This is a genomic window from Rossellomorea aquimaris, from assembly GCF_003315075.1.
GTDB classification, from domain to species: domain Bacteria; phylum Bacillota; class Bacilli; order Bacillales; family Bacillaceae_B; genus Rossellomorea; species Rossellomorea aquimaris_C.
The window spans coordinates 77,535-102,804 of record NZ_QNRJ01000009.1 but is presented as its reverse complement, the minus strand read 5'-3'; the positions used below and the strand labels follow the sequence as shown (position 1 = coordinate 102,804).

Annotated in this window: 25 protein-coding genes; 19 read left to right on the top strand and 6 right to left on the bottom strand. The window is 43.8% G+C overall.

Going from position 1 to position 25,270, the window contains the following annotated elements; translation table 11 throughout:
• The first annotated feature begins 7 nt into the window (after window positions 1–7).
• From DET59_RS13195 to DET59_RS13185, 3 genes are read left to right on the top strand one after another with little or no spacing between them, the layout of a single operon-like run.
• Window positions 8–577, top strand: coding sequence for a helix-turn-helix domain-containing protein (locus tag DET59_RS13195; protein WP_397540943.1), 570 nt, complete (start codon window positions 8–10; stop codon window positions 575–577).
• Window positions 578–614: 37 nt separating this feature from the next.
• On the top strand, window positions 615–1,583 hold the full coding sequence (locus tag DET59_RS13190; protein WP_113970118.1) for a sensor histidine kinase: 969 nt from the start codon (window positions 615–617) through the stop codon (window positions 1,581–1,583).
• Complete coding sequence (locus tag DET59_RS13185) at window positions 1,550–1,864, top strand: ATP-binding protein (RefSeq protein WP_113970117.1); 315 nt, start codon at window positions 1,550–1,552, stop codon at window positions 1,862–1,864. Before DET59_RS13190 ends, DET59_RS13185 begins: the two co-directional genes overlap by 34 nt.
• 50 nt (window positions 1,865–1,914) lie before the next feature.
• Here the strand turns inward: DET59_RS13185 and DET59_RS13180 are convergent, their stop codons facing one another.
• A complete protein-coding gene (locus tag DET59_RS13180) occupies window positions 1,915–2,589 on the bottom strand; it encodes an NAD(P)H-dependent oxidoreductase (protein ID WP_113970116.1) in 675 nt (224 codons plus the stop codon).
• Between the two features lie 185 nt (window positions 2,590–2,774).
• A complete protein-coding gene (locus tag DET59_RS13175; protein ID WP_113970115.1) occupies window positions 2,775–3,734 on the bottom strand; it encodes a sodium:calcium antiporter in 960 nt (319 codons plus the stop codon).
• A gap of 231 nt (window positions 3,735–3,965) precedes the next feature.
• Between DET59_RS13175 and DET59_RS13170 the strand changes: the two genes are divergently transcribed.
• The 16 genes from DET59_RS13170 to DET59_RS13095 all read left to right on the top strand — a co-directional run bounded on the left by DET59_RS13170 (window position 3,966) and on the right by DET59_RS13095 (window position 23,156).
• The gene (locus tag DET59_RS13170) at window positions 3,966–4,523 is read left to right on the top strand and encodes a GNAT family N-acetyltransferase (RefSeq protein ID WP_258549665.1); all 558 of its coding nucleotides are present in this window, start codon (window positions 3,966–3,968) and stop codon (window positions 4,521–4,523) included.
• Between the two features lie 43 nt (window positions 4,524–4,566).
• Window positions 4,567–5,172 (top strand): methyltransferase, encoded by a 606-nt coding sequence (locus DET59_RS13165; RefSeq protein WP_113970114.1) that lies wholly within the window; start codon window positions 4,567–4,569, stop codon window positions 5,170–5,172.
• Between the two features lie 125 nt (window positions 5,173–5,297).
• Window positions 5,298–6,215 (top strand): ketopantoate reductase family protein, encoded by a 918-nt coding sequence (locus DET59_RS13160; protein WP_113970113.1) that lies wholly within the window; start codon window positions 5,298–5,300, stop codon window positions 6,213–6,215.
• Window positions 6,216–6,523: 308 nt separating this feature from the next.
• Entirely contained in the window at window positions 6,524–7,447 is a 924-nt protein-coding gene (locus DET59_RS13155) for a DMT family transporter (RefSeq protein WP_113970153.1), read from the top strand.
• A 17-nt stretch (window positions 7,448–7,464) separates the two neighbouring features.
• Window positions 7,465–8,016, top strand: coding sequence for a cysteine dioxygenase (locus DET59_RS13150; RefSeq protein WP_113970112.1), 552 nt, complete (start codon window positions 7,465–7,467; stop codon window positions 8,014–8,016).
• A 109-nt stretch (window positions 8,017–8,125) separates the two neighbouring features.
• Window positions 8,126–8,476: a MerR family DNA-binding transcriptional regulator gene (locus tag DET59_RS13145; protein WP_113970111.1), complete on the top strand. Its 351-nt coding sequence runs from the start codon at window positions 8,126–8,128 to the stop codon at window positions 8,474–8,476.
• On the top strand, window positions 8,469–8,930 hold the full coding sequence (locus DET59_RS13140; protein ID WP_113970110.1) for an SRPBCC family protein: 462 nt from the start codon (window positions 8,469–8,471) through the stop codon (window positions 8,928–8,930). Before DET59_RS13145 ends, DET59_RS13140 begins: the two co-directional genes overlap by 8 nt.
• A 438-nt stretch (window positions 8,931–9,368) precedes the next feature.
• Entirely contained in the window at window positions 9,369–13,967 is a 4,599-nt protein-coding gene (gltB, locus tag DET59_RS13135; RefSeq protein ID WP_113970109.1) for a glutamate synthase large subunit, read from the top strand.
• 17 nt (window positions 13,968–13,984) lie between these two features.
• Window positions 13,985–15,472, top strand: coding sequence for a glutamate synthase subunit beta (locus DET59_RS13130; RefSeq protein ID WP_113970108.1), 1,488 nt, complete (start codon window positions 13,985–13,987; stop codon window positions 15,470–15,472).
• Window positions 15,473–15,822: 350 nt separating this feature from the next.
• A complete protein-coding gene (gene nagE / locus DET59_RS13125) occupies window positions 15,823–17,271 on the top strand; it encodes an N-acetylglucosamine-specific PTS transporter subunit IIBC (RefSeq protein ID WP_113970107.1) in 1,449 nt (482 codons plus the stop codon).
• Between the two features lie 228 nt (window positions 17,272–17,499).
• Complete coding sequence (locus tag DET59_RS13120; protein ID WP_113970106.1) at window positions 17,500–18,213, top strand: DUF2161 domain-containing phosphodiesterase; 714 nt, start codon at window positions 17,500–17,502, stop codon at window positions 18,211–18,213.
• Window positions 18,214–18,324: 111 nt separating this feature from the next.
• Entirely contained in the window at window positions 18,325–20,193 is a 1,869-nt protein-coding gene (gene shc, locus DET59_RS13115) for a squalene--hopene cyclase (RefSeq protein ID WP_113970105.1), read from the top strand.
• A 75-nt stretch (window positions 20,194–20,268) separates the two neighbouring features.
• Window positions 20,269–21,207, top strand: coding sequence for a heme-dependent oxidative N-demethylase family protein (locus DET59_RS13110; RefSeq protein WP_113970104.1), 939 nt, complete (start codon window positions 20,269–20,271; stop codon window positions 21,205–21,207).
• A complete protein-coding gene (locus DET59_RS13105; RefSeq protein ID WP_113970103.1) occupies window positions 21,204–21,692 on the top strand; it encodes a hypothetical protein in 489 nt (162 codons plus the stop codon). Before DET59_RS13110 ends, DET59_RS13105 begins: the two co-directional genes overlap by 4 nt.
• Window positions 21,689–22,642 (top strand): PDR/VanB family oxidoreductase, encoded by a 954-nt coding sequence (locus DET59_RS13100; protein WP_113970102.1) that lies wholly within the window; start codon window positions 21,689–21,691, stop codon window positions 22,640–22,642. Before DET59_RS13105 ends, DET59_RS13100 begins: the two co-directional genes overlap by 4 nt.
• Window positions 22,575–23,156: an arylamine N-acetyltransferase gene (locus DET59_RS13095; protein ID WP_113970101.1), complete on the top strand. Its 582-nt coding sequence runs from the start codon at window positions 22,575–22,577 to the stop codon at window positions 23,154–23,156. Before DET59_RS13100 ends, DET59_RS13095 begins: the two co-directional genes overlap by 68 nt.
• A gap of 42 nt (window positions 23,157–23,198) precedes the next feature.
• Here the strand turns inward: DET59_RS13095 and DET59_RS13090 are convergent, their stop codons facing one another.
• From DET59_RS13090 to DET59_RS13075, 4 genes are all read right to left on the bottom strand, one after another.
• Window positions 23,199–23,384 carry a hypothetical protein gene (locus tag DET59_RS13090; RefSeq protein ID WP_113970100.1) on the bottom strand — a complete coding sequence of 62 codons (186 nt, stop codon included), beginning with the start codon at window positions 23,382–23,384 and terminating at the stop codon, window positions 23,199–23,201.
• Window positions 23,385–23,474: 90 nt separating this feature from the next.
• Window positions 23,475–23,582: a DUF2642 domain-containing protein gene (locus DET59_RS13085; RefSeq protein ID WP_113970099.1), complete on the bottom strand. Its 108-nt coding sequence runs from the start codon at window positions 23,580–23,582 to the stop codon at window positions 23,475–23,477.
• A gap of 234 nt (window positions 23,583–23,816) precedes the next feature.
• Entirely contained in the window at window positions 23,817–24,479 is a 663-nt protein-coding gene (locus DET59_RS13080) for a VC0807 family protein (protein ID WP_113970098.1), read from the bottom strand.
• A gap of 117 nt (window positions 24,480–24,596) precedes the next feature.
• Window positions 24,597–25,178 (bottom strand): hypothetical protein, encoded by a 582-nt coding sequence (locus DET59_RS13075; RefSeq protein WP_113970097.1) that lies wholly within the window; start codon window positions 25,176–25,178, stop codon window positions 24,597–24,599.
• Window positions 25,179–25,270: the final 92 nt, after the last annotated feature.

Below are 25,270 nucleotides of genomic sequence, written 5' to 3'. Positions count from 1 at the left end.
GATGCGAGTGAGTCAGCAGAAACGAAATTGGCTGGAAAGATTAAGAAAAATCAAAGGATATAGCCAAGAAGAGATTGCACATCTAGTTCACATCGACAGATCCTATTATTCAAAGATTGAAAATGGTGTGAGAGTACCAAGTAGGAAGCTTGCAGAAGATTTGGCCGATTTACTGAATTTTCATGTTTCCATTTTCGAATTAGAGGTTAGTCCGTTTTATTTTGCCCTGCAAGATTCCCCCATGGTTGTTGCCCATTTTGACTTAGAGCTTAGATACACATGGATTTTCAATCCCCATCCAGATTTTGATCCTATTTACGTAATTGGCAGAAAGGATGTAGAGTTGGTTGATAATGATGGGACCAGAGAGCTAACGAGAATGAAACAAGAGGTTATCAAACAATGTAAATCGATTAGAAAAAAGATTGCCTTTCCTCAATCAGGCAGTATTCAAGAGTATGATGTTACCTGCCATCCATTATTTAATGAGAAAGGTGAATTGATCGGCGGAAGCTCTGCCTCCACTCAGTTGCTAAAGGAAAATGGATCGGACTGTAGTCAAAAAATTCACTCCTGAAAGATAGTTATGATAGAGATGAGTTAGGGGGTGTCATATGGTCGATTCTGTTTTAACGAACTTATTATTAAACTTTTTATTTATTATAGTAGGGCTATTAGCCTTTGCGCTGTATTATGATTTCACAAAGAAGACCCCTTCTAAAGGTATCGTCATCTTTCTCTCAACCATTACGATTTTATTATGTGTGTTGTTTAGTCATGAGCTTACGGCTGGCGTTTACGTAGATTTAAGAAGGATCCCTTTTTTCTTAGCGAGTTTATACTTTGGGCCCTTTGTTTCTTTTGTTTTAATGATCGTCATCATTTTATTGCGATATATGTTCATCGGTAGTGGACTGATCCATCTTGTCATTCTGAATTATTTTATTACGTTTTTAATTTTGGCAGCGTTTTCCAAGGGGTTTCTACGTGCTAAGAAAAAAGTGAAAATGCTTTTTACCATAGTGATCTGTTTTAGCATGACTGTATTCAATCTCGTATTTGGATATGTTTATGAAGCTGAAATTTCGAGGAATGAATACATATACCTTGTTCTCATTCCTTTGGCTGCAACCATTATCTCCGTCATGATTGCTGAGATGATTCGGAAGCTAATGATGATGAGAAGAACATTGTCACAACATGAAAAACTTCAAGTTGTAAGTCAATTAGCGGCTAGTATTTCCCATGAGGTACGAAACCCTTTAACTTCCTCCAAAGGATTCCTGCAGCTGATGCGAGAAGAAAAAGATGAAAAAATGCAAAAACAGTTCATTGATTTATCTTTGAAAGGGATTGATCAAGCTACTCACGTCATTGAAGACTATCTGACCTTTACCAACTCAACACCGGATAAAATAGAACGTATCAATGTAAAACATTCCATTGTAGACCTGATAGAGATGGTAAAGCCATTGGCTCAACACGTGTCATTTAGTTATCATCTCATTGATGATATTTATGTAGACGGTCAATCCCATAGTTTTCGGAAATGTATCGGAAATATTATGAAAAATGCCATATAGAATCCATGCCACAAGGCGGTGAACTTTCCGTAGAAATGATGGAGGACGAAAACCTGGTTATTGCCATAACTGATACAGGGTTGGGGATGACAAAGGAGCAAATCCAACGATTTGGAGAACCGTTTTTCACGACGAAGAACGAAGGAACTGGATTAGGGGTCATGGCGGCAAACATTATTGTTCAATCGATGAAGGGGAATATTCAAGTGAAAAGTGAATTGAATAGAGGCACGACGGTTTATATAGAGTTGCAAAAATCTTTAAAGATAGAGGCAGGGTAAATGTGAAAAAGAGGAATCCGGGCAGGTAAGCCGGATTCCTCTTCTTTTATTTAAACAAACTTCACGATATCCTCATAAGGTCGACGCGTTTTCGGTGCTGGATCCTTTACCCGGTAACCGAATGCCACCATGACGGAAATGCTGAAACGGCCTTCCTCCAATAAACCTTCTTCATCTAAAAGCGTATTCATCTTTTCGATGTCAAAGCCTTCGATCGGACACGAGTCGACTCCGATTTGAGCGGCTGCTGTCATCATATTTCCAAGTGCTAAATAGGTTTGTTTCCCGGCCCAGTCGTATAGGGGGCGTTCGCCTTCCAATAAATCGAAATCAACCTTTTGGAACTGCTCGATCTTTTCTAAGTATTTTGCCATATGATCTTCAGGCAGGTATTTCACGTTTTTAAAATGGTCCTGTAAGTATTGTGAATCATATTTCGTATCTTTTTTCGTTCTGGCCAGGATCACGACGAAATGACTGGCTTCAGGCAGTTTTCCGTAGGCTCCCCAAGCCGTGTTCTTGATCTTTTCTTTCAGTTCAGTGTTTTGAATCACGACGAATCTCCAAGGTTCGAATCCAAATGAACTTGGTGACATGCGCCCTGTTTCCATGATGAATCGGAAATCATCATCGGACACTTTCTTGTTTGGATCGAATTCCTTTGTTGCATGTCTGAAATGGTAAGCATCTAAAATGTCTTGCTTTAGTTGTTCTTTATTAGCCATTGAACATTCACTCCTTATCCATTGATTCAATCATGTTTAATTTACCATAAGTGAAGAGGGGAATCATGTGATGTGCCTGAACCACACTTTTTCGATTGGGATTTTTGGGAAAAGAAAATTAAGACGAGTCTCATTTTTAAGCCTGTAAAAGAGTAAAGGCGTGCCGAGGCACGCCTTTTGAATGTCTAGAATAATACATACGATACGACAATATATAAAGCGGTTATAATAAAGGATGGAGCCATATATCTCCACTTGTTCATCACGTTTGTCGGGCGAAGAAGCAAGTAGACGATGACGAGTGTCATCATTAATCCCAATCCCGCGATAAAGATATGGGAAGTGTCGACTGCTTCAAGGATGGCGCCTTTTCGGTAAAGGACATCGGTCAGGACGAGCAGTTGAATGTTAAACAGGTTGCTTCCGAGAATGGAGCCGATCGCCATATTGTAGTTCGCCAGTTTAAAAGCGGCAAGGACTGTCACGAGCTCGGGAAGGGAAGTTGAAGCAGCAATGAGAAAGCTTCCGACAAAGCTTGCGTTCATGCCCGTTGCCTTTGCCAATTGGTCACCTGCAATCGATAACACACTTCCTGACGCAAACACGACCAGTGCAGCAATGATAAAACCGATAACGGCCGTTTTGAGGGAATAGTCCTTTGTAGGTACGGATTCTCCTTCAGCATCATCGCTGGAAACGAATTTCATCGCAACGAAGTATAGAATGATAATGATGAACATCTCAATCCCAACGCCAAAAAATTCAAAGGAACCCGGCATGAAAAGGGCGAAAATGATGATCGTGAGAAACAGGAATCCAAATAGGGCAGAAGGAATATTTGCCTTCCTGTTCACCTTTTGGAACAATCTTCTTTTACGATAAATCAAATCGACCACTGCCAGGATAAAAAGATTGAACACATTACTACCGAGCATGTTTCCTACGGCAATATCAGGGTTATCGATATAAACTGCCGTTAAGCTCGTCGTTAATTCCGGGAGTGAAGTCGCTCCTGCAATGAGGAATGTCCCTACGACAGCCCCACTTAATGAAGACTTCTTACTGATGACATCTCCGAACTGATTCAGGTAAATAGCGGCCGCAACCACGACGGCGGCCGCGAGTAAAAAAACAATGTAAACCATATAATCTCCTCCAAGCCAGCGCACACCAAAAAGACCCCGGCACAAATTTTTGTACCAAGGTCTTGCGTGCTGAAGAATGAGCTAAAGCCTGATGAACCAGGTATTTTCATACCGGGATGACGATTCATCAGCCGTTTACCGGTCGCTACTCCCCTTGTTATTATTAATGTATTAGGATTTTGAAGATTTGTCAATGAAAGTGCTTATAATTATTTATGAGGGGGCCAACGTGTGAAAGAGGAAAGGGAATATCAAGTGAAACAAATCGTTGATTATGATATCAACGGAAAAATGAGAGTTGAAATACAAAAGTTATTATGTGAATGTTTTGGAGATGACTATCCTGATGATAGAATCTACTTTAAGCAGACCCCTCATTTCAGGTATCTCGTTTATAACGAAGATCAACGTTTAGTGGGGCATGTTGGGGTGGATTACCGAGTCATGAATTTGAAAGGTGAGCCTATAAATGTATTGGGGATTATCGATTTGTGCGTTTCAAAAAGTAGTCGCTCCCTGGGAATCGGATCACAGCTGCTCTTCGAATTGGAAAGGTTCTGTGATGGCCGTAACATTGATTTCCTTCTCCTATTTGCTGATGATCCATCCTTATACGAGAAAAATGGCTTCCAATCGGTGTCCAACCAGTGCACCTGGATGAAAATCAATGACCAAAACCAGACCACCAGAGGCATCGGCACCGAAACCATAAACGAACTCATGATCAAACGAGTAGGTACCAAAAAATGGTCAAGTGGCCAGCTGGACATGCTTGGTTACCTCTACTAAACTTTGAGGTCCGAGAGGGACGGACCTTCATGAAGGAGTATGTATGAAGGAAGAGAATTATGATGAATTATTAGGTGTACGAACGTGTGAGCTGCAGATGGGTTTTCATCGGTCTTTTCATTATCATCGGTATGAGCCGACTCCGTATCAAGCACTGGATGAATTATTCCGACATTATAGATTGAATGGCAGCGATCGCGTAGTTGATTTCGGATGTGGAAAAGGGCGATTGAATTTCTTTATACACCATCTATTTCAATCCACCGTAGTTGGCATTGAAATGAATGAAGAGTTTTATGAAGAAGCCGTGGCGAACCGGGAAAGCTATTTAAAAAAGGTGAAAGCCAGTGATAATCTCTACTTTTATCACTGCCTGGCAGAAGAGTATACGATCCATCCAAAGGATAACCGTTTTTACTTTTTCAATCCGTTCTCTGTTCAAATTTTCATGAGGATCATCAATAACATCCTCTTTTCAGTGGAACAATCACCACGTGATATCGAGATCGTGTTGTATTATAGCTCGGATGATTATGTGCATTATTTAGAAAATCATCCCCTTTTCGTCTTGCGGAAAGAAGTGAATTTGTCAGGGGATTATGAAAAGAATGAGTATGAGCGATTCTTGGTGTACGGGTTGATGTATTGAAGGTGGTGTCCCCTGACTGTTTTGGGTGCGCTTTTTTTTTCTGCAAAGCCAATATTTTTGATTTATCCGCTTTCATATCGGAGAATAGTGACAAGGCATGTGAAAAGGAAAAGGAGGCGGATGGAATGAGAATACTAGTTGTTGGTGCGGGTGCCGTTGGTGGTTACTTCGGAGGTAGATTGATAGAGAAAGGCGAGGATGTTACGTTTCTCGTCCGTGAGCGAAGAGAGCAGCAGTTGAAAGAGCATGGATTGCATATTGAAAGTGTACATGGTGATTTTCACTGCGAGCCGAAGACGCTGAAATCAGTTGAGAAGGCAGAGCCTTTTGACGCGATTATCCTTTCAACTAAGGCCTATCATCTCAAGGGAGCAATCGAGAGCATTCACTCCTTTGTAGGTGAAAACACGATGATACTTCCACTATTAAACGGAATGTCCCACGTAGACGATCTTATAGAAGCATTCGGGGAAGAAAGAGTGATTGGCGGTTTATGCTTTGTGGAGTCGACGCTTGACGAAACAGGGAAGATCATTCAATCAAGTCCCATTCATGATCTCGTTTTTGGAGAAAGAAGTGGTGAGCGGACGGATAGAATTGTGAAGCTTGAAGGGGCTTTTTCAGGAACGAAGGCAAACTTCCGATTATCCGACACCATCGAGCAGGAAATGTGGCATAAATATTTATTTATCACCACTCTTTCAGGTGTCACATCCCTGTACCGTGCACCGATTGGACCGATTCGGGAAATAGCAGAGGGTGCGGATATGATCAAAGGAGTCCTTTATGAAGCCGCAGCGATTATGAGAAGCTTGAAAGCACCACTTGCTGAGAAAATAGAAGAAGCTCAATACGATAAGATCAATCAAATGGGTTATAGCATGAAGTCATCCTTACAGCGGGATATGGAAAAAAATCTATCCGTGGAAGCGGATCATTTATATGGATATTTATTGAAGGCTGCTGAAGCACAGGGGATTGAAGCAAGAGAGTTGCGTTTGATTTATGGGAATTTGAAGATTTATGAGACGGCGAGTATATGAAGATGGAGGACATCTGATACCTGTTATAAGGTGTCGGGTGTTTTTTGTGGAGTGGAGTTGGAGTGAGGGACGGACCTTCATTCGCTCCACCCGAAACCAAAATTGAAGATTCCCCACTTCTTGGATATATTATCGAGTTTGACCAGTTTATTATCGACATACGATATGCCACAGCGGGTCCGGTTTCCAACTTCTTTTCAAAACGGCCTAAACCCATCCCACACCAAATTTCACCACAATCCCCACATCTTTCACCCGGACGAGCATACCATGATACAAAGACCCTTTTTCGAAAGGATACCAGGCCCATGATTCCAGTTAAAACAAAGGTTGCCGCCTCATTATATGCTACGATGTCAATCAGCTTCTGGGGCATCTCATTTGTATCAACTAAAGCAGTGTTGGACACCCTTGATCCTTATACACTGCTCGTTCTCCGGTTTGCGATTGGAGCTCTGTTCCTGCTCATGCTCTTACTTTTAAAAAGATATCGCCTCATCATTCCGCTAAAGTTTATCCCGCATCTGATCGTGCTGGGGGTACTTGGGGTCTTCATTCACCAGGTGATCCAGGCGACGGCCCTCCTTACAATCGATGCATCATCAGCAGGCTGGATGATTTCATTTTCTCCCGTTTTCACCGTAATCCTCTCCATGATTTTTTTACATGAAAAAATGACGGTTCCAAAAGCGCTGGGCATGATCATTGCTATTACTGGTGTGCTGATGGTAACGACAGCGAGGAGCGGTCAGTCCATCGGGTTTGCTGTCAACATTGGTTATATCCTGATGATTCTCAGTACATTGAATTGGGCCATCTACTCAGTGCTGCTGAAGAAACTCCGTATCGAGCTGCCATCTCTCGTCATCACTTTTTATATGAGCCTGCTGGGGTTCAGCTTAACCATCCCTTTTCTCATCCGAAACCGCGGCTGGGAAGGCATTCCTCTTCTATCCAATGTGGAATGGGCCCACTTGATGTTCCTCGGTGTGTTTGTCTCAGGTATTGCGTACTGGTATTGGGGGAAGGCACTTGAGGTATTGGATGCGTCAAAGGTGTCGATGTTTCTGTATTTAGAGCCTGTTACTACACTCATTGCCGCGATCCTTCTCCTGCACGAGAAAATTTTCTTCATAAGCATCATGGGTGGAATCATAATTATAATAGGAGTTGTGATTGTAAATGGCCAGATGATTTCTGTTTTCCATCGGTTTCTGTGGAGGAAACGATAACATAGGGAGGAATCGCGGTGAACTTAAGGGAACGGATAAAGGATAGATTGGATGAATTGACCCACCCTTCAACGAAAGAACTTAAAGAAGTCTTGCAGTCTCTAAACTTAAGTCTCGATGATTTACAGCCATACTTACAGTCTCCGGAAGGAAAGCCCTATTATCGAAAGCTCCTTTATCAAAATGAAGAAGCAGAGCTCCTCGTGATGAATTGGTCCGATATCGAATGTGCCCCACATGATCATGGGAACTCTAAGGGATGGATCCAAGTCATGAACGGGACTACAGTCAATACAATCTTTGAAGTAAAAGAAAACAAGCTTCCACAGGAGATATTCCATCGCGAATATAGGGAGGGTTCTTTCTTTTTTGCACCGAAAAAGGGTGTTCACAAAATGAAGAAGGAGAGTGGGGAAGATTTGGTGACCCTCCATCTCTATTCTCCGCCGATTCAGGGTATGATGGTGTACGACTTGGAAAAATGTGCGGCCTGTGTGGTATCGGAAAAATGCGGGGCATGGTGGCCGGATCATATCAGGCAAAAAATAAAGGAATTGCAATTAAAATAGAAAAAGCGTTTCTCCATGGCGGAGAAACGCTTTTTCTATCATTATTATAGAAAGGGATTGACCGTGTGGTGCACCACATAGTATATGATTTAAGTGTGAGGTGGAAAGAATGTACAAGGTGAGCGAGTTTTCCAAGATGACAGGACTGAGTAAGGAAACACTGCGTTACTACGCAGAGATCAAATTGCTGGAACCTGTGTATATCGATCCTGCAAACAACTATCGCTATTATGATAATGGATCCTATCTAGTGGGGCGATTATTGGTCTACTTAAGAAGGTTTAACTTTTCCATTCAAGAAATGTTAACCGTCGTAAATGACGAATCCTTTGAGAATCTGGAACAATTGATCCGGGCCAAGAAACGGGATTTAGAAGCGGAAATAGGGCGCATACAAACAGTAATCGAAGAAATGGATGATTTCTTCGAGATGGGAACAGGAGAGGATATGAATGATTAAATGGCATGAAGAACGGATCATTCCAGTCAATATTGAAACAATTTGGCATTTGTTTGAGATTGAGAACATTCAACGAATTATGCCGAACGTGGTTGAAAACAAGGTACTCGAGCAAAAGGAAGGCGTGGTAGGGTCCACCTACCAACAGAAATACAAAGAGGGGAAAAGAATCGAGACGTATATTGTAGAAGACCTCGAGTATGAGAACACCCCTGAGAGAAAGCACAATAAAATTGGCTTCACACTTGCCAAAGCCTTTGAAATCGAAGCGGAATTCACCCTTCACAAAATAGACGACGGCGAAACCAGATTCATCTATAAAGGGGAAAACAGAGGAGTGAACTTCCTGGGGAAAGTCTTAATAAAACTGGGCGGAGAAAAAAACAACAACAAAGTCGTCACCGATTTCATGGACCTTGTGGAAATGGAAGCATTGAAAGAAGCGAATAAGTAGAGAAGAAGAGGGACGGACCTCCACGAAACGCGGAGGTCCGTCCCTCTTCTTTTGGTTTGAATTTTCATATCGGAGGGAAAAGAAGAAAGGTTTCAGCAGCTGAATTTCAGGGTATGAAAAAATTTTTTTAATTAAAATTCTGCATGAAAATTCATGTTGGAATTTGGTGAAAAATGTTCCAGTGAGCGGTTTTTTGTAAGCGATTTCTTTATGATTGCATCAAGCTTTAAAAGATTCTGAATATTGAGTGAAAATAAACATTTATATATCAACGTTCGATCAGTCCATTACATATATATTTGGAAAAACCACATTTTTTCCGTTAACTTAATTTTTCGTTTTTTCTAAATTTCATGATATACTAACGAAAATTAAGAAAATTTAATTAACCGGTTAATTATTCAAACAATATACAAGTTTAGTAGAGGAGGACATTGGATGAAAACGAATCTTCCTGTAGCGCAAGGCATGTATGATCCTGCGCAAGAACATGAAGCATGTGGAATTGGAATGATTGCAAATATTGATGGGACGAAGAGTCACAGCATCGTTCAAAATGCCATTAATATTCTATGTAACTTAGAGCACCGCGGAGGACAATCAGCAGATACAAGTACTGGTGACGGTGCAGGTATCCTCACTCAAATCCCTCATCATTTCTTCAAAAAGCAATGTGAGAAAGAAGACATCATCCTTCCGAGAAAAGGTGAATATGGAATCGGAATGGTGTTCCTTCCTGAAAATTATGAGAAGCGCATGAAGAGCAAAGAAATCTTCGAACGCATCATTGAAGAAGAAGGTCAGAAGACTCTTGGCTGGAGACCTGTTCCCCTCAATGATTCCTTTGTCGGAAAAGTGGCTTCCAAGTCGAAGCCGTTCATCCGTCAGGTATTCATCGGCGTATCGGATGATATACAGTCCCGGATGGATTTCGAACGCAAGTTATACGTGATCCGGAAACGAATCGAAAAAGAAGTGGCAACTGTTGAGGGACAAGAAGATGTCTATCTTTGTAGTTTGTCGTCCACGACCATCGTTTACAAAGGGATGCTCATCCCGGAACAGCTCGATTCTTTTTATATTGACCTCAACCACCCTGAGTTCCGATCAGCTTTAGCCCTTGTACATTCCCGATTTAGTACAAACACTTTCCCAAGCTGGCAGAGATCTCATCCAAACCGATATACGATTCATAATGGAGAATTCAATACATTAAGAGGTAATGTGAACTGGATGCGCGCACGTGAGAAGCTGTGCCAATCAAGTGCATTCAAAGAAGAAGATCTGGAAAAAATCCTTCCTGTTATTGATGAGACAGGCAGTGATTCCTCTATGTTTGATAACTGCTTTGAATTCCTTCATTTATCTGGAAGATCTCTTGCCCACACCGCCATGATGATGGTACCGGAGCCTTGGGAAAACGATGACACGATCCACCCGAAGAAAAAGGACTTCTACGAATATCATAGCTGTTTGATGGAGCCTTGGGATGGACCGGCAGCCCTTGTGTTTACGGATGGAAAACAGATTGGAGCCTGTCTGGACCGAAATGGACTACGCCCGGCACGTTACTATGTGACAAAGGGCGGCATGATCGTTCTTGGTTCTGAAGTAGGGGCCCTGGATATTTTTGCTGATGATATTGTGTATAAAGATCGATTACAGCCAGGGAAAATGCTGCTTGTAGATCTCGAAAAAGGAAGAATCATTCCTGATGAAGAAATCAAGCTGCGCGTTGCTTCCGAGCAACCGTACAGACATTGGCTGGATAATAATAAATTTGAACTTGAAGATCTACCTGAAACGACGCATGGACCGGTTCAACTGAATTCAGAAGAAGTACGTTTGCAGCAACAGGCTTTTGGCTACACAAATGAGGAGTTGAACAAAATCATCAAGCCAATGGTGACGGACGGCAAAGATCCCGTTGGTTCCATGGGATATGATTCACCTCTGGCCGTGTTATCGAAAAAGCCACAGCTTCTTTATAACTACTTCAAACAGCTTTTTGCCCAAGTAACAAACCCACCGATCGATGCGATCCGAGAACAGATCATTACATCTGTAGGAACAACGATTGGAGCAGAAGGAAACCTGGTTGACCCGGGTCCTGAAAGCTGCAGGCATATCCATTTAAAGTCACCGATTATAACCGGAGAAGAGCTTGAAAAGCTTCGTCATCAAAACGAAAAGGGCTTTAAAGCCGTTACTTTATCCATTTTATTTGATGTAACCGATGAAGAAGATCAGCTTGAAAGCACGCTGGATGTTTTGTATGAAAAAGCTGACCGGGCCGTTGAAGACGGTGCGACACTCCTGATTTTATCTGACCGTGGAGTTGTGAAGGATAAGGCAGCCATTCCAGCACTCCTTGCCGTTTCAGGGCTGCATCATCACTTGATTCGCCAGGGAACGCGTACGACTGTCAGCATCCTTTTAGAATCAGGGGAACCAAGAGAGGTTCACCATTTCGCAACCCTGCTTGGCTATGGTGCAGAAGCAATCAATCCGTATTTAGCCTATGAAACACTGCGCGATCTGATCGATAAGGGCGAGCTGCAGGATACCACTTACGAACAAGCGGTGCAAAGCTTTGTGAAATCAGGGACAGACGGTGTCATCAAGGTTTTATCTAAAATGGGGATCTCTACGATTCAAAGCTACCGTGGAGCCCAGATTTTTGAAGCGGTAGGCATTCATAAAGAAGTGATTGATAAATATTTCACCCGTACAGCGTCGAGACTCGGCGGGATAGGGATGGATATCATCGAAAAAGAAGTGCTCTTAAGGCACCGAAAAGCGTTCAATGAGCGAAAAGACAATCAACAAACATTGGATTCCGGAGATGAATTCCAATACCGGAAAAATGGAGAAGATCATGCGTACAATCCAAGTACGATTCACACTCTTCAACATGCATGCCGTACGGATAATTATGAGTTATTCAAGAAATATTCCAACATGCTTACAGACGAAAAGCAGAATCTGCAATCTCTTCGCGGACTTCTTTCGTTTAAAGAAACGAAGCCTATCCCGATTGAAGAGGTTGAATCAGTGGAAGAAATCTGCCGCCGATTCAAGACTGGTGCCATGTCATTCGGATCCATCAGTCAGGAAGCCCATGAAGCTTTAGCGATTGCCATGAATAAAATTGGCGGACGGAGCAACTCAGGGGAAGGTGGGGAACATCCAAGCCGCTTCACCCCGGATGAAAATGGGGATTCAAGACGCAGCTCGATCAAACAAGTAGCGTCCGGACGATTCGGTGTAACAAGCCATTACCTGGTAAATGCGGACGAAATTCAAATCAAAGTGGCACAAGGAGCGAAACCTGGTGAAGGTGGACATCTCCCTGGCAAAAAAGTTTATCCTTGGGTTGCTGAAGTGCGGGGATCTACTCCTGGAGTGGAATTGATTTCACCACCGCCTCATCATGATATCTATTCGATTGAAGACCTTGCCGAGCTGATTTATAACCTGAAGAATGCAAACCCGCAGGCCCGCATCAGCGTGAAGCTGGTATCAGCTGTCGGTGTTGGGACGATCGCTGCAGGTGTGGCAAAAGGCCGGGCGGATGTTGTGTTAATCAGTGGATATGACGGAGGAACGGGTGCAGCACCGAGAACGAGTCTGAAACATACAGGATTGCCGTGGGAAATCGGTCTTGCCGAAGCTCATCAGACCCTGTTGCTGAATCGTCTTCGTGACCGGATTGTCGTCGAGACTGATGGGAAAATGATGACGGGCCGGGATGTTGTGGTTGCATCGCTTCTAGGAGCAGAAGAGTATGGATTCTCGACTGCGCCGCTCGTTGTTCTTGGATGCGTCATGATGCGTGTTTGTCATTTAAATACATGTCCAGTCGGTATTGCGACACAAGACCCTGAATTACGTAAAAAATATACAGGTGACCCTGAACATGTAGCGAACTTCATGCGATTTGTTGCCCAGGAAACAAGAGAGCTAATGGCTCAACTTGGTTTCAGAACGATCAATGAAATGATTGGCAGAACCGATATCCTTGAAGCAAACGAAGCCATTGATCATTGGAAAGGGAAAGGGATCGACCTCTCTGCTCTTCTGCATCAGCCGGATGTGCCTGAAAAGGTGGGCCGCTATGCGACAAGAAAACAGGATCACGAACTTGAGAAGACACTCGATTATCAAGAGCTGATCCCTCGCTGCCGCCAAGCGATTGAAACGGGAGAACCTGTAGAATGGACGACAGCGATTCGAAACATTCACCGTGTAACCGGCACGATGCTTGGAAGCGAAATTACAAAACGTTACGGGGCAGAAGGCCTACCGGAAGATACCATTCGCTTGACGTTTAAAGGATCAGCAGGACAAAGCTTCGGTGCCTTTATTCCAAAGGGTCTGACGCTGAGACTTGTGGGAGATTCCAATGACTTCGTAGGAAAAGGTTTATCAGGCGGGAGAATCATCGTTCATCCTGATCCAACCGCTACGTTCATCCCAGAACGAAACACGATCATCGGTAACGTTTCCTTCTACGGGGCGTCTGGTGGAGAAGCATATATTTATGGAGTGGCCGGCGAGCGCTTCTGTGTCCGTAACAGTGGAGCGCAGGTAGTTGTTGAAAGCGTCGGGGATCACGGATGTGAATATATGACAGGTGGAAAAGTGGTTGTACTCGGACTTACAGGCCGAAACTTTGCCGCAGGTATGTCAGGTGGAGTCGCCTATGTACTGGATGAGGATGAAAACTTCAGATCGAGATGTAACCAGGAGCTTGTCCTCGTTCAACCATTATTTGACCCGGAAGAAATGAAAGATGTATACGACATGATCGAGAAATACGTTCATTATACATCCAGCAACAATGGGAAGAAAATATTAGCGAATTGGGATTCCTACGTGTCAAAATTTGTACGCGTGATTCCGAAATCGTACCTCAAGATGAGAGAACGGATCAGTGAGCTTGAGAATAGTGGATTAGAGAAATTCGATGCTGAAATGGCAGCATTTGAAGAAGGTACAAAAGAAGAGAAAAAAGTGTTAGAACCAGCGAAATAAAGAGGGAGGGGGATATTATGGGAAAACCAACTGGGTTCATGGAATATAAAAGACATACTTTAGATGAACGCCATCCGGCTGAAAGAACGAAGGATTGGAACGATTACACCTCTCCTCTTTCGGAAGAAGAAGTCAAAAAACAAGGGGCACGCTGTATGGACTGCGGCGTTCCCACTTGTCAGTCCGGGATGGAAATCAACGGAGCAACAACGGGTTGCCCCGTGTATCACTTAATACCGGAATGGAACGACCTGGTGTATCAGGGTCAATGGAAAGAAGCCCTTAAGCGCGAGCATCAGATGAACAACTTCCCGGAATTTACAGGTTTTGCTTGTCCGGCACCGTGTGAAGGAGCATGTGTACTCGGAATCAATGAGCCGCCTGTAGCAATCAGAACCGTGGAACGCTCGATTATTGAAAAAGGGTTTGAAGAAGGCTGGGTCATTCCAGAACCACCCGAACACCGTACCGGTAAACGAGTGGCGGTCGTAGGTTCAGGTCCTGCAGGATTAGCCTCTGCTGCTCAATTGAATAAAGCTGGCCACCTTGTGACTGTTTTTGAAAAAAATGATCGTGTAGGCGGGCTATTAACATATGGTATTCCAGAAATGAAGTTGCCTTATTCAGTCGTTAAGCGCCGCGTTGATATTTTAGAGGGAGAGGGCATTGAATTCGTTACGAATACCGAGGTCGGAAAAGACTACACAGTCGAAAACCTGCGTGAAAACTTTGATGCAGTAATACTTTGCGGAGGAGCGGCCGTTCATCGTGACATCCAAGTGGATGGACGAGATCTGAAAGGCGTTCACTACGCAATGGATTTCCTTCACTCCAATACAAAAAGTTTATTGGATTCCAACCTGGAAGACGGGAATTATATTTCTGCTGAAGGGAAAAACGTCATCGTCATCGGTGGTGGAGATACAGGTACAGACTGTTTAGCCACTTCTGTAAGACATAACTGTAAAAGCCTCACTCAGTTTGATATCTACGATAAAAAGGGTGCCATGCGGGATGAAGTCGGCAATCCATGGCCGCAATACCCGGTCATTCACCGGGTGGAGTACGGTCAAAAAGAAGCAGCTGAAGTGCTTGGAGAAGATCCACGTGCGTACGCTGTCATGACCAAGAAGTTTGTCGGTGACGAGCATGGTCATATCAAAGAGGTTCATACGATTAATGTAAAGCTTCGTTATGACGAAGATGGAAACAAAATCCGCGATGAAATTCCTGGAACGGAAAAAGTATGGCCGGCAGATCTTGTTCTTCTGGCAATCGGATTCAGTGGGCCGGAACAAGACCTGATCAAGGAACTTGAAGTCGAAACAAACAGCAATTCCACCGTTAAAGCAGAGTACGGCCAATACCTGACCAACGTCGATGGAGTCTTCGCCGCAGGAGACATGCGAAGGGGCCAAAGCCTCATCGTCTGGGCCATCAACGAAGGCCGTGAAGCAGCACGCGAATGCGACCGCTACCTCATGGGTGGAACTGAATTACCTTAATAGAGGGACGGACCTCCGTCGGGCTTGATGCCTGACGGGTTTTTTTGCGTGTTTAAAGAGGGACGGACCTCGCTCACGACCCATCCACCACTTCCAATCCTCATAACTACACTAGTCTAGTTCTTCAATCGAACGCCAAGGTCCGTCCCTCAAAGCGTGACGGGGGTTTTTCTTTGTTTTTTGATTGTATGTAGTGAATTACGGTAGGGATGGTTGTTTGGAGCTGAATATTCCTCCACATTCACTTCTAAACAGGTTGGAGCCGGAATATTTTTTATGGGAGAGGTTCTGTCCTATTTTCTGGACAAAGCATCTTGAAGTGAAAAATGGACTGATAGGGGGAAAACAAAATGATGAAATATCTTCAGCGTATTGGTCGTTCGTTGATGCTGCCGGTTGCCGTTTTGCCGGCTGCTGCGATTCTGATGGGGATTGGGTATTGGATCGATCCGACTGGCTGGGGCGCGGATAGTCCGATTGCCGCTTTCTTAATTAAGGCGGGCGCTTCGATCATTGATAATATGTCGATTCTATTTGCAGTCGGTGTAGCACTGGGCATGGCCAAAACGAAGGATGGTTCTGCAGCACTGAGCGGATTGGTCGCTTATCTCGTGATTACGACACTCCTTTCAACGGATTCAGTGGCTCTGCTTCAAGGAGTCGATGCCGCGGCGGTCAATCCGGCATTTGAGAAAATCGGGAATCAGTTTGTCGGGATACTGTCAGGGATAGTGGCCGCGAGTATGTACAATCGATTCAGTCACGTGAAGCTTCCGGATGCCCTTGCCTTTTTTAGCGGAAAACGATTGGTTCCGATTATGTCGGCGGTTGCCATGTTGGTAGTATCAGGCGTGATGCTGTTCATTTGGCCGGTCATCTACACGGCTCTGGTTTCATTCGGGAAAGAAATAAGTGGATTAAGCTTCACGGGTGCGGGTTTATATGGATTCTTTAATCGATTATTAATTCCTACTGGATTGCATCATGCCTTGAATTCCGTGTTCTGGTTCGACGTTGCCGGTATAAATGATATCGGGAACTTCTGGTCGGGTAAGGGTGAAAAAGGTGTGACGGGTATGTATCAGGCTGGGTTCTTCCCGGTTATGATGTTTGGTCTTCCTGCAGCGGGGCTTGCCATCTATCATGCTGCAAAGCCAAGTAAGAAGAAGCAGGTGGCGTCACTTATGCTGGCAGCCGGTTTTGCTTCCTTTTTCACTGGAGTGACAGAGCCCCTGGAGTTTGCCTTCATGTTTGTGGCACCTGCCCTTTATGTAGCACATGCTGTGTTGACAGGATTATCCCTGGCCATTGCTTCCTTCTTTCAATGGACGGCCGGGTTCGGCTTCAGCGCAGGGTTCGTCGATTTTGTCCTGAGCTCAAGGCTCCCGCTAGCGAATCTTCCGTACATGCTGCTCATACAAGGTGTTGTATTTGCCCTTCTTTACTATTTCTTGTTCCGTTTCATGATCGCGAAATTCAATCTTATGACTCCGGGGCGTGAAGAGGATAACGATGATGCAGTAGTGGAGAGTGCATCCGTGCATACTCAAAGCGATAAGTTTGCTGTGATGGCATCGGAAATCTATGCAGGACTCGGCGGGGATGAAAATGTAACATCCGTTGATAACTGTATAACAAGATTGAGAGTGGAAGTGAAGGACATGGATGCCGTGGATCAGGCGCGAATCAAAGCGACAGGTGTTCCGGGTATTCATGTGGTTGGGGAAAATAGCATTCAAGTGATCGTCGGTACGTCGGTGCAGTTTGTGGCTGATGAGATTGAGAGGATTCGAGGGTAGGGATTGTATCATGTGAAAGGCTGGCAAAATGCGTCGGATTCTGCAGAATGGCAGATAAAAGATGATTGTGGCAGATATATTTCTCAAAAGGCAGATAAACGAAAACAAGAGCCTTCCACCCCAACTCCCGCACCATGAGTTGGGGTCTCTTTTTCTCCCAAACTGCAAAAATCTCTCGAATAGTCTATACTTTACCCTATAGAATTCTTTCCCAGAAAGGTTTTTACCATGAAGAAACTTAAAGAAATGGATCTTTATCAACCGATCCAAAAACATTTTCATAAACAGGGTTACCAGGTGAACGGTGAAGTGAACGATTGTGATGTAACTGCCTTTAAAGAAGACGAACTTGTGATTGTAGAATTGAAGCTGTCATTGAATGTCGAGCTTCTTATTCAAGCGACAAAGCGGCAGAGACTCACAGATCTTGTGTACATTGCGATCCCTAAACCAAAGCGTCCCCGGTCAAAGCGATGGAATGATGTCTGCCACTTGGTCCGCAGATTAGAGCTCGGTCTGATTACCGTTTCGTTTACAACGAAAACACCGAAGCTTGATTTTGTCATCCATCCGGAAGCCTTTGACCGGAGTATGAGTATGAAGAACAGTAAACGAAAACGTGCGGCTCTTGTCAAAGAAATCGAAGGGCGCAGTGCAGATTATAATGTAGGCGGAAGCAATAAAACGAAAATCATGACGGCTTACAAGGAAAACTGCATTCAGATTGCCTGTTACCTGGAAAGACACGGGCCCATGTCTCCGAGGAACTTAGCTAAGTTGGGCACTGGTGCGAAAACTCCATCCATTCTTCAGAAGAATTATTACCGGTGGTTTGAGCGGGTGAAAAGGGGAGTTTACCAGATAACGGAGCAAGGAAAAAAAGAGCTTGAGAAGTATCCCGAACTTGTAAGCTATTACTCAAAGAAAATAGAAGAACAATAGGAAGAGCCTGCCTCCGCAACCGGAGAGGAGGCTCTTCTTTGCATCTCACTACTAGTACCCGCATTCTTTACATATACATTACATCAGAGCAGATATCGGGAGGATAAATGTATGAGAAAGAAGATTGAGAACACGATTCATAAAATGGTGAGTGATCTTCAGCATAAACAGAATGCAGACGGAAGCTGGTCCTTCTGCTTTGAAAATAGCGTGATGACCGATGCGTATATGATCATTCTTCTACGTTCCCTAGAGATGGATGATGAAGAGCTTGTGGGACGGCTGGTGAAACGCCTTTGGAAAGTGCAAACAAGGGAAGGGACATGGAAGCTTTTTGAGGATGAGAAGGAAGGAAATCTGTCTTCAACAATTGATGCTTACTTTGCCCTATTGTTTAGTGGATTGGTGGAGAAGGAGGATGAGAGACTGGAGAAAGCCAAACGTTTTATTGAGAAAAATGGTGGCTTTCACGAGGCGCATTCGATCACGAAATGTATGCTTGCCATTCATGGACAATATGATTGGAGGCATTTGCTTCCGATACCCATCGAGTTTTTAATGATTCCGAAGCAATTCCCCTTGAATTTCTGGGATTTCAGCAGCTATGCGCGAGCTCATTTGGCACCACTGCTGCTGCTGAAAGATCAGCGGTTCTCGTTAAAATCAAACAGCACACCACAAATACAGCACCTGTCCCGCGCACCGCATGAAGTAAGATACAGTGAAAGGGAGTTGAAATTATTTTCGAAAATCAACGAAGGCTTACAGTCCTTAATAAGTATTCCGTCTCATCTGCATCAACAGGCCAGGCAATTCGCCCAGCAGTATATGCTGCAAAGAATAGAACCGGATGGGACGTATCTTAGTTATTTCAGTACAACGTTTTATATGATTTATGCACTGCTTGCTTTGGGATACAAAAAGAGTGACCCTATAATCGTAAAGGCAATGAGTGAATTAAAAGAGATGGCGTGTGAAACAAAGGAAGGCATTCATATTCAAAATTCTCCCTCAACCGTGTGGGACACAGCCTTGATCGGCTATGCCCTTCAGGAGGCGAGGGTGGATGCACAAGACCGCTCCATAGAGAAAGCGGTGGAATACCTTCTAAAGAAACAACATTTTAGGTATGGAGATTGGGCGATGGAGAGCGTTGTGAAGCCTGGGGGATGGGGCTTTTCAAAGAGCAACAGCATTCACCCTGATGTGGATGATACGACGGCTGCGCTCAGGGCGATTACGTACTCAGCTGCAGAGAATCCACTTGTGAGGCAATCGTGGGACCGGGGACTCGAATGGACACTTGGGATGCAAAATCGTGATGGGGGATGGCCGGCTTTTGAAAAAAACAAAACCAAAGATATCCTTACTTCATTTCCAATGGACGGGGCAGAGGCAGCGGCAATCGATCCTTCCACCCCTGATCTAACAGGAAGAACATTGGAATTCCTGGGCAGCCGGGCAGGAATGACCAAGGATCATCCACAGGTGAAAAGAGGGGTTCAATGGCTGAAGCTGATGCAAAGGGACGATGGATCCTGGTACGGGCGCTGGGGCGTCTGCTATATCTATGGAACGTGGGCGGCCATCACAGGGATGAAAGCAACGGGAGTACCTTCTTCTGATAAACATATCCAAAGAGCTAAAGCATGGCTGGAAAGCATTCAACACAAAGACGGTGGCTGGGGAGAATCCTGTTACAGTGATCAGGAGAAGAAATACATGCCTCTCTCTTTCAGTACCCCTTCACAAACAGCATGGGCACTGGAATCTCTCATCTGTATCGAAGACAAACCCACCCCTGCTATTGACCTGGGCATCATGGCGCTTCTCGAATTCATGAACGGAGAAGAGGATGACTCTTCCAACACGTACCCCACAGGAGTCGGTCTTCCAGGAAACTTCTATATACATTACCATAGCTACAGGTCGATTTGGCCCCTGATCACACTCAGCCGGTACAAGGAGAAATACGGGTGAGGGACGGACCTCTTGAGGTCCGTCCCTCCATGGGATAAAATAAAAGTAAGAATTTTCGGACAAAGGTGTGGTTGTATGGTGAGAGTGGATTCGTTTCCTTATCCCTTTAAGGGTGATGTGTATCGGTACTCGAATAATTCGGTTCCTTTGGAGGAACAGAGCAGTGTGGAGGTTACATCGTCTTATCAAGAAGAAGTCAGGCTTAAACGGGAACTGCTTACGCAGCATCCCGAGCGGTGCTTTCAGTCCCGGCGGCATACCTTGAAAGCTCAATGGGAAATAACAGAGGTGGTCATTCAACATCTCACTACGTATTATCCTCAACAGTTTTCCCTTGAAAAAAATGAAGGGAAATGGACATTCCGCAATCACATTCTAAATGAACAACAAACTTTTATACTCGGGGATGAATCCACTTTATCCATGGAGCCACTCGATTTTATCGGTCGGCATGTGCAAGAGGACATGATTTTGATGATGCAGCGGGACGGGGATTTATATTTGGATGCGGGGCAGCTTTGTTTTCCTGCCAATTGGTCCCTTGCTTTTAATGCAGGAATGAATTTTAAGGAAATTCATAAGCCGATCCCGGGATTTAAGGAAGAGGGATTAGATCAGCGAATTCTGACGTTTTTAATGCGTATGGAAGCAGGGGACCCTTGGGTCAGGCGGAACTGGTCGTTAATGGCGGGGGATCGCTTGGATACTTCACTTGAAACCTTCAATCAGTGGGGGAAGGATAGAAGGGCAGTTACGGGAGAAAATGTAGGCGGATTCGTTCATTTGAGGGTAGAGGTGCAGAAACTGTTCCGTTTACCGGGCTCGAACGGATTACTATTCACGATTCATACCCACCTTCTCTCACTGGAAAAGTTCACTCGAAATCCGGTGTGGACCGAAGAGTTTTTTCAAATCCTGCAGGAGCTTCCTCCACATATCTCCGATTACAAAGGGCTTTCCCTTTTTAAAGAAGAGGTTGTCGAATTTTTGAATGATAAGCGGGTGATGAAATGAAGACCGAGAAACAGCCAGTGTTCGTCACGAGCAAACGAAAGTATTTATTTTGTGGTGATAATAAGGGGTTGGAGCGACTGACTCCCATCATCAAAAAAGTGATGAAGGAGAATATCTCCTTTGAAGTGGTGTATCTTGGTGAAAAGGAAGAAACCGATATTTCACTGTGGTTGAAACATCAGAGGATGGGCAGTTTTCTATATGTAGCAATGGAGTGGAGTAAGCTCGAAGATGTCAAACACCTGGCTGTGGAATGTGGTTTTTCTGAAGAGGAAGCGCAGTTTATTGGTCATGGTGTCAGAATGATCGATGTATTCTGTTGCAAATGCCATCAGAAAACAAAGATGAGTAGCGAGGATTTGGGTAAACTCCCGACGACCTGTTTCCATTGTCACTTAAAGCTGTCCGTTTCCGATCATTACTCTCCATTACGAGAGTCATACCTCGGTTACGCTACCTTGGAAACGGGGAGTGATCATAGGTGAATCTACATAAAACCATCCCCGTCCAAGTCAGGTCCATTCATCAGGAAACCCCTCATGTTAAAAGGTATACGCTTGTTCATAAACATAACGAGCCCCTTCCTTATTTTAGCGGGGGATCCCATATCACTACATATGTTGAGGAGGATGGACAAACCATTGCCAGGTCGTATTCCTTAACGAATCCACCTGGTCGAACAGCCGCCTATCAAATCGCCATCCTTCTAAATGAATCTTCCCAGGGAGGATCTCTGTATTGGCATGAACGGATGAAGGTGGGGGATACCTTACGAGTGGGATATCCACAAAATCATTTCCCACTGAGCTTTAAAGCAAAACATCATGTATTCTATGCCGCGGGAATCGGTATTACCCCTTACATGTCCATGATGGCAGAGCTTAAGGAGGAGGGACGGACCTTCGAACTCCATTATGCAGTGAAATCGAGAGAGGCTTGCCCTTTTTACTCCTTTCTATCGGAAACCTATCCTGAGCAGACTCACTTTTATTTTTCAAAAGAAAAGAGATTAACAGATGCAAGTCTTTGGGAACACAGAGTGGGAACCCACGTATACTTCTGTGGGCCCCCTTCATTTATCGAAGAGTTTACGAGGAGTGCCCTTGAGAACGGATATCCTTCATCGAGTATTCATTACGAGCGATTCACCCATCCACGGTCATTAATACGCAGAAGATTTCAAGTGGAATTAACGAATGGTCAAATCGTTCCTGTTTCAGAAAAAGAGACTTTGTTAGAGGCACTGCTTAAGTCAGGGATCAAGGCTCCCTATTCCTGCCGGGCTGGCCGGTGCGGAACGTGTGAATTAAAAGTATTAGAGGGGAAAGTGGATCATGCTGATTCCTTTTTGAGTGAGGAAGAACGGAATGGACATCGTTCCATTTTGTCATGTGTATCCCGTGCACAGTCTGGGAAGTTGCGAATTCAGTTGTGACAATGTCATACGTGGAGTCGTTTACGATCATGATAAAGAGCAGTACCAGACGTTAGGAAGAACCCACGTGGTCATTTTAGTCACACATAAAGATACAGCATATGTAATTGATACGGGGTTTGGAGGAAATCTCCCGTTAAAACCAGTACCATTATCGGGAGAAGCGGTCGTTACTTCAAATGGGGAGTTTAGAGTTAAAGAGGCCGACAGTCCCCATGGAGATTATATTTTTGAAATGAAATTAAAGCATAAGCATTCGGAATGGAGAACCGGATATGCTTTCGATTCGGGGGACCCCATAAAGGATGTCACTCAATTGAATGACATTCAAACAATTATTTCCACACATTCAGGTTCCCCTTTTAACAAGCATCCATTGCTGACAAAACGGACTGATAACGGAAATGTAACGTTAACCGATACGTCCTTTACACAATGGAAGGATGGAGAGATGGAGAAAGAGGAAATCGATCATGAAAGATATCAAAAACTACTGAACATCTGGTTTGAATAATGAGCATAAAAAAAGACTCAGAAAAAATCTGAGTCAATATCTTTACTTGCCGAGTATTTCCATAACGCCTTTATATATAAGGAAAAGAGAGAATATGAGAATTGCCAATATGCCAATGATGTTCGTTACCGGGGCAATGCTCGCTAAAAAAGTACCTGCTAAAGGAGCTTTCAACAATGCAAATCCTGATAAAATACCTGCTACTAATAAAAGGATAAAACGATCCATTCTGTCATGCCTCCTCTCAGGATAGTATATGTCGGAGGGAAGGGAAGTTGAACCCAAGATTATCGGTTTTACTTACTAACAATGGACTATTTACACAGGCATTATGGAGACGATTTGTTGAATCCTTACGAAAAAGACAGAGTCACCAGCTTTTAAGCTGATGTGATCTGGTTGAACCTCGATCAAATCGCCTCGAATCGTATGCCTCTTTCTTACTTAGACGGGTGGTGGAGCAGATCCCATTTGCAAGCTGCTCCTGAGTCAACCCCGAATCTTCTCGATGAAATTTAATTAATTTACCTTCAATCATAGTACACCCCGAGTGAACAGTTTATTTATCATTATAGGGAAATATCTTTGTATGTTCTATAGATGGGGGACAAGACGGAGGTCTGAAGGCAATAACATCCAAATCCAATAGAAACTGCGTTACTAAACAGATCTTCTCTCTTCCTCATCCAGTTCAATCTGCACTTCTTTCACCAATTGGGGGGAATCCTGTATGATTTTCCCGATATAAATAAAACCAGCCACGGTAATCCCGGTCATGATCCAGCTAAAGGCTTGGCGGAGTATAATCCCTTTATCGAATGCTTCAACCCCGTACTCCAGGATAAGCCATGCTTTAACAATTGCCAGAATCCCACTTCTTAAGGCAAAACATAGCGTGATTAATTGAAAGATTCGATAAAGAGGCTTTTTATAGTAGAGACGCTTACTAAAGGTACGGTCGTATCCTTGAAGTTCTGCGAAGTCAAGTCCGAAGAAAAGGGAAATCGGTTTTCGTAACAACATGGTGATGAAGAAAAATAAACTTAAAGCAGCGGCATAGTATACATTATTCCATAGAAGTTGGATGGAGGAACCAGCCAGTACGTCAATCAGAGTACCGACAATCAGTGTGATTAAAATGAACAAACCAAACGTATTTACTTTCTTCATTTGGATAAAACGATAAACGGTATAGATGATTCCTGGAACAGAGGAGAGGAGCATGGCATAATAATCTCCAATGTAATCCCTCATGATATTCCATACGAAAAGTGGTAGTGCTACATAAATCAATAAGTCCAGTAAGACAAAATTCCTTTTCAACTTTATCCCTCTTCCTTTTTTTACTGATACTATTCATACGGACAATGGTGGAAGAAGTTTCACGATATAAAAAGAGACCGGTGTTAAATCCACTCTCCATTCTAGCAATATCAAATATCACTCACGATTCTGTTTCGGTATGAAGTCCATTGTAATATTGTCACCGAAAAATTCGTCCTCTTTAAAGATATTCACATGTAGTAGTAGTCCGGAGAGTGTTTTCCCATTTTCTTGGATCTTTGTATAGCTTTCGTTGTTTTTGAGGTTTTCTCCGAGCTTGATGTCCTTAGGCTGCTTATCCGGAATGAACATAAGATCCAGGCGGTACCTTTGAGAGGGATCAGGCCTTTTCAGGACGGTTAATTCAATCGATCCTTCCTTATCTACCTTCGCAACCTCCGAAGTAACGGCTACGTCATCAGGTTCCACCAGGTAGGGCTCGATTTCTTCACGTGTAGCATTTTCGTCGTAGGGTTTAAGCATCACATACAAAACAGAGCCTGAAGGAAGACTCGAATCACCCCTGATAATGATCTTCTGGGATTTTAACGTGACGGATGCGTTCAACATCACCTTTTGAGGTTTCACCGGCTTTTCTTCTTTCAAGCTTGCTTCCTCCGTGAAAACAACCCGGCAACCGGTTAATAGACCCAGTAATATCGACATACCTAAACCAAACAATAAAAATTTCGCCTTCATTATAGAACCACCTTCTTGTATTCGTTTTCAGAATAGTGTTTACAATTACATTACATTATTGTAACATGAATTTAGAAAAAATGTATCAAATT